The 6183-nt window shown below is 28.9% G+C and carries 6 protein-coding genes and 1 pseudogene; 2 read left to right on the top strand and 5 right to left on the bottom strand.

Features of this window, described 5'->3' with window-relative positions; genetic code table 11:
- On the top strand, positions 1–364 hold a 364-nt coding region (locus tag ACYIAQ_RS01325), incomplete at its 5' end, for a transposase (protein ID WP_483564031.1).
- Between the two features lie 400 nt (positions 365–764).
- Here ACYIAQ_RS01325 and ACYIAQ_RS01320 read toward each other — a convergent pair.
- The 5 genes and pseudogenes from ACYIAQ_RS01320 to ACYIAQ_RS01300 all read right to left on the bottom strand — a co-directional run.
- Positions 765–974, bottom strand: a pseudogene (locus ACYIAQ_RS01320) (aggregation-promoting factor C-terminal-like domain-containing protein); the annotation flags it as partial.
- A 13-nt stretch (positions 975–987) separates the two neighbouring features.
- Complete coding sequence (locus ACYIAQ_RS01315) at positions 988–1209, bottom strand: hypothetical protein (protein ID WP_483562275.1); 222 nt, start codon at positions 1207–1209, stop codon at positions 988–990.
- A 389-nt stretch (positions 1210–1598) separates the two neighbouring features.
- Positions 1599–2186 carry a DUF6568 family protein gene (locus tag ACYIAQ_RS01310; protein ID WP_483562274.1) on the bottom strand — a complete coding sequence of 196 codons (588 nt, stop codon included), beginning with the start codon at positions 2184–2186 and terminating at the stop codon, positions 1599–1601.
- Positions 2187–2190: 4 nt separating this feature from the next.
- Positions 2191–2550: a hypothetical protein gene (locus ACYIAQ_RS01305; protein ID WP_483562273.1), complete on the bottom strand. Its 360-nt coding sequence runs from the start codon at positions 2548–2550 to the stop codon at positions 2191–2193.
- A 1777-nt stretch (positions 2551–4327) separates the two neighbouring features.
- Positions 4328–5206, bottom strand: a complete 879-nt coding sequence (locus ACYIAQ_RS01300) for a YitT family protein (RefSeq protein WP_483562272.1) — start codon at positions 5204–5206, stop codon at positions 4328–4330.
- Between the two features lie 225 nt (positions 5207–5431).
- On the opposite strand from ACYIAQ_RS01300, the gene ACYIAQ_RS01295 reads away from it, so the two are divergent.
- Positions 5432–6112, top strand: coding sequence for a hypothetical protein (locus ACYIAQ_RS01295; RefSeq protein ID WP_483562271.1), 681 nt, complete (start codon positions 5432–5434; stop codon positions 6110–6112).
- Positions 6113–6183: the final 71 nt, after the last annotated feature.

Here is a 6183-nt window from a genome sequence, read left to right as displayed (position 1 = left end):
TCTAGAAGGATTAGAGGGAGTGTTTACTGCAAGACCAAAGCTATTAAATTATCGAATGACAATCCATAGTGATCAAGGAATTCAATATCAATCTAATCCATATCGACATGCTTTACGAAAACATAAAGTATTTCAAAGCATGTCACGAAGAGCTACATGTCATGATAATGCAGCTATGGAAAGTTTCTTTCACATTATGAAAGTTGAAATGAATTATTTTACACATCACTTTGATACTAAGAAACAATTGGTTAAGGCGATGAAAGAATGGATAAGTTATTACAATGAAGATAGAATTCGGCACAAACTAAAAGGCTTAACTCCGATTCAATATCGGAATCAAGCCTTAAGTAAAATGATATAAAACTAACGTCCAGTTTTAGGGGTTAGCTTCATTTTGGTGGCTTTTTTGTTTTGCCTATTTTTTTTACAAAATTTTGCAGTATTCGTGCAGTGTTCGTTTTGCACTTATCATTTAACCTATAATGGTTATTAAAATGAGGTAATTAGTATCAACTTAAAAGATGAATGTTCAGATTTTATTTAGATTGTAAATTGTAGAATGAATTTGAACACCTGCGTTGATTAAAAAATAAAAAGTCCATTGGATTTCTTTGATAGAATGTAACTACCAAACCAATTCTAGAAAGAAGTTTCCAATGAATTCACTTAATTCTACCATATCTACTCACCTAAAGGGCAAACAGCTTTCTTTTCAAGAGAGGGTGACTCTCTCCAAGTTTTGCGGTCAGTCTTTGCGCCAAATTGTGTGCTTGCCAAAATGATTTTGCAGCAGCCCATGAACCATACCTTTCAAGCACATAGTTATTAGCAACCTTTGCTTGATTAGCAGGTGAATAGTCGCCATGTAGGTACCCTGGCATTAATTGATATCGACCATATGCACCTAATGATGCATTGCGAGCAGTGTAAGATCCGCCAGATTCATGAGTGGCAATCCATTTTTTGCTGCTATTTCATTACTAGTTACATTAGACTTATAATCTGTTGATTTGATTGAGAATCAATTTTTGTTACATCTTGTCCTTTAGTATCTTTATTCTTATTTTGTTTATCAGATACTTTAGTGATTTTTTGTGTCGTATCAGCATAAACAGTAATAGTTTTGGCTAAAGCTGCGCCTTTACTTGCTACAGCCGCAGAAATTCCACCTATCATTAAAAATGCTTGGTTTTTATTAACTTTCATTAGCAGTAATATTCCTTTCCAGTCATAAATTTTAATTTTCATTTCTTTTATAACTTTAAACCTAAAGTTTTTTTTATGAGCAATTCTTCTAAATATACTAAAGTCTCGCACACATTTATTGTTTAAAATAAATTGGTTATTATTTAAGGGTTAGTGCTATAGACAAGACAATTTTTAAATTAATGAAACGTGAAGCAATGACTTTGCTAAAATATATTTATTTACATGCCAATATTAGAAGATTGAACAAATTAAAATACACGCCCCAGTAAATACTGGAATAGCGTGTAAAAAGTAATATAAATTAAAAAAACAAACGCTATTATAGTAAGGTAATGATAATGTACTTTACACATACTGAGTGGATTAAGTTCACCTTACCATTGAGTTTAATTAACATTATTGTTAATTAAACTCAATGCTCTTAATGGTAGGTATGATATTCCCATACCAATATTTTCAAAAATTCTTGTACCATTGCTTAAGCTCGGCTTATCTAATTGTTCCAATTGGTCAACCTTTAATGGATAGCCAATTATCATATTTTGAATTTTATTATTATGAAAGAATGCGAAAGTTGGTGTTCCAATAAAAGCATAAGGCTTTAATGAATTATCAATTTCATTAAGCTCATTAGTGGTTGCATTGTTTAGGCTTTCTTCCATATTAATATAATAGACGGGATAATCTGTTTTACGAATAAATTTCTTAAGATATCTAGATTCTGCCCGACAATACGGACAATCTTTGAAACCAAAGTAAACAATAAAATCTTGTTTAAAATTTTTAACTAAGGACAAGTATTCAGTTGAAGTAATTTGCTTAGTTCGTTTAATATTTCTAAGATAACGATCTACTGAAACTTGCCGAATAGGATACGCTGTTTCTTCAGCAGAAACTTGATGTGAGGGAAAGATAGAAAGTGCTAAAAGTAAAGTGAAAGCACTCATAATTAAATATTTAATTAATTTTTTCATGTTATCATCCTTTCTTAACTGGAGGTAGGATTAATAAACAGAATCCAAAATCTATTGCGAGTAAGCCGGAATAAGGATCTTTTATTATAATTATTGTAATTAATCCAAAAAGACAGGAAATCATTCCTAAAATTTGATCTCCAATGTCTATAGCAGTCATTTCATCTTTTTTTGCATTCTTTTTAAATGATATCTTAGGAGAAAAGGAAGCAAAGAAAAATAAAATTGCACATAAAATAAAAATTATAAAATATACGAAATGATACTTTTTGCTTTCAATAAATAGAAATATTATTCCTATAAATATTTGCATCAATCCACAAAGAAAAAAAGCCAACTTATTAGATAATTTATTTTCAAACATATTAATTTCTACTCCGTTTAATGATTTAATTAATAAAGAAGTATATATGCTTCGATTTGCTCTTACAGCATTCATTAACAATATACATTGAGCTAGACATCTAAAGAATAGCAATATAATTATACAGATTTAAATAAATCTATAAATATTATTGAAATAAAATTTAAACAAAAATTAATAAAAAAAGAGCAATAAATAATAAACTCTTTACTGAAAGAAATGTCCATAATGCAAAGATTGAATATGTTAGGCAGAATAAACGAAAAGCTTTTACATTGTTTTTTTTAAATCTAGTTTCTAATCTTTTTAAATGTTTAGCAAAAGCTTTAGCTAAATAAATCGCTGCTAAACTTCCAAAAACAAATATATATAAATATTTTTAAGTTTTATCACTAAAAAGATAGCCAATGTAGCCTAAAGTTAATCAATAATGCTTATAAGAATATTTAAGTACTGCTTTATCAAGTTTATTTTAATAATTTATATCATTTATATCCTTAGAGACTTAATTTGAGGGAAAGATAGAAAGTGCTAAAAGTAAAGAGGAAGCACTAATTATTAAACATTTAATTACTTTTTCATGTTAAGGACTCTCCTAATTTTTATATAGTTATTGAAATTAAGGTATAAAATCATAAAACTCAACCCAATATCAAGTATAAGTGGCAAGGAAAATAATTCTTTATTATTAATGAATTGCAGAATTCCAAATAAAAGAAAGGGCATACATAAAAATATTTAAATTAAAATGAATTTTTGCTTTAAAAAATTAATTAGAGCAGCTGATTTACGAAAAGAAGGTATCCAGATAGCGATTGGTAGAATCATAAAACTTAATATAAATGTAAATTTTATATTTGAATATATTATAATAAAACCGATAAAACTTATTATTAACTTGAAGATAACTAATAAGTCTCAATCTTTTTTTATTATTAATTTAGTTTTAAACATATTTTTACCCCGTTTTGTATGAAGTTCTTTCAAATTTAATAAAAAGTAAGGAATACACAGGATATTCCTTGGTTTCGTCTATATTTTAATTAACTCTTATGCTTTTTATGTGATACAAGCGTAAGGCATGTAGGTCCAGCGGCAAACCCACCAGCTCCTAATGCATTGTTGAATGCATCTCCTCATTTATTTCTTCCAATGATTGAAGAAAGTTAAGTTTTATTAATCTCACTGTAATTGATAAGTTGTTCGCCAAATTTCTAATTATTTTTTATGATGATTAGTATGACCGAATCCACCTGTTAAGCCGGTTATAGCAGTCTAACCAATTGCACCAAGGCCAAGTCTACCCAGTTATTTTTGCCACCAACGACAGTTACAAAATCTTTATCAGATAATGTTGTAACTGCCATAATTTCCCTCCGTTAAAATATATAAAATTTGTGACTATATAGTTTTCAAAAACAAAATTTATATTAAGTATTAAAACGCTTTTTAAAATTTACCAATAAATAATTTTTTTGTTTTAGTTTTATTAGTATAATTATAAAAGTAATGATGTAATCGCTTATTTATGTAGGTATATATGAGAAACAAATAACAGATGAACTAATCGAACTATCCAAAACTAAGTGCGGGCCTCAAAGGTAGGTTCAATATAATTCCAGCTGACAACATTTTAAGACTAAAGCAAAGCCACTCTTCAAAGTAAAACAGGAAAAAATAGATCAAGTATTTCTAAAAAGAAATTCTTGATCTATATTTTTGTCTAATAAGTTAGTTTTTTCCAAAACACTTTTGTGGTATCAATTAATAAATCATTTCAAACAATTTCTTGTTCCTTAAAACTACCATAGACGCGTTCAACTTCTGTTACACTCATAAATGCATATGGATCACTCTTTTTAACAATTTGTAAAACATCATACATATCGTAACGGTCAATCACCGTAATTAGAACCTTTTTTTCGCTATGACTAAATGCTCCCTCAACATCATGAAAGATGGTAATGCCTCGGTGCATTTTTTTCTGAATACCATCAATAATTGCATTGGGTTGATCAGTTACAATCGTCACTTGTAATTTTTGATGTTGGGTATAAACAGTGTCAATTACTCGACCATTAATAAAAATTGTCAAGGCTGAATACAGTGCACGATTCCAACCAAAGACAAAACCAGCAGCTGCAATAATTACAAGATTTATCAAAATGCTAATCTTACCGTAACTAGTACCTGTCTTTTTCTGAATGACAATACCAATAATGTCAAGGCCTCCAGTTGAAATTCCGTTTTTTAAGGCAAACCCGGTTCCCAGACCATTAATCATTCCACCAAAGATCGCACAAATTAATGGGTCAACATGCATATTTACCGGTTGTAAAACATGCATCATAATTGACCCCAAAATAACAGTTATAATCGTGAATAATGTAAACTTATGGCCAATCTTAAACCAAGCAAGTAAAAGTAACGGCACATTTAGGGCGAAATACATCGTTGAAGTAGTTAATGTATAAGGCAAATATCGTTCACTCAAAGTGTTGACTAGTTGCGCAAACCCAGTTATTCCGGATGAATACATATGCCCCGGAGCCCAAAAGAAATTTAAAGCTACAGCAACAGCAATGGAATAGAAAAATGCCGCAGAAATTTTTGAAAGTAGACTATATCTTCTGTTAAAACTATCAAGTCGATCCATTTATTCCTTATCCTTTTTGCTAAAATATAATTAATAAACTTAATTCAGTGTAACAAAAGAGTAGCTTAAACCCAATAGAAAAATCCTATTAGTAAGGTATTTATTTAGATATAAATTTATTACTTAAAAAAGCTGGATTCATTGACGCGTTTGCTAGATAAAGAGTAATTTGCTATATTGTATTTTGACATTGTAAGCGATTTATAGTATTTGGGGAAAATATAAATGATTTCTAATGTAATAAAACATGAATATCAACTTAGTCAAAAATATTATAAAAATTATTTTTTGACCTGTTTAATTGCCGTCTTGGTAGGTCTTGTTACATATCAAAAGCTAAAATTTTCCAAATTCTCTGTTGATAGCTTAATGCTTGAAGTTTTGTCAACTGACCAGATGGCATTTTGTCTTGTTCCTTTTTTAATAATGATTATTTTAACAACTTTCAATTTTAAAAATGGAGATATTTTAAGATGCCAAACTAGAAAAGTGATTTTTTTTCAAGCTCTTTACCGAATATTACTTCCTTATTTATTAATGGAGACTAGCTGGATGATTGTTAACCTAATGGTTATCCTGCTAGGAAAATATCGTATACTTCTAAAAGAAATCTGGTTTTCGCTGCTTATCCGCAGCATTTTTATGTGGCTTAGTTGTTTGGCTTTTGCTATAATTGCTGCAATTTTTTATTTTTATTTACAAAATAAAATTATGGCGTTCTTTATTTGTTTAGGTATTAGTTGCTTATCGAAAGGACTACAGGACTCTCAACAAATATCATTGTTTTATGACTTTGTTGTACCTAATACAGGTAAAGATATTTTTCTAAGAATAATTATTGTAACTATTCTAATCGGTCTTTTTTATAAATTGTTGAAAATAGGTATTGAGCAGAAAGATTTCTAATAATCTTTGAATACTTTAATAATCACACGAAGTTTATTTATTACCCAAATTTAACTTTAAGGAGAAAATGA

Source organism: Lactobacillus sp. X-49 (assembly GCF_057063645.1).
Note: the sequence above shows the minus strand (reverse complement) of the source record. Positions and strands in the feature narration are given on the sequence as shown.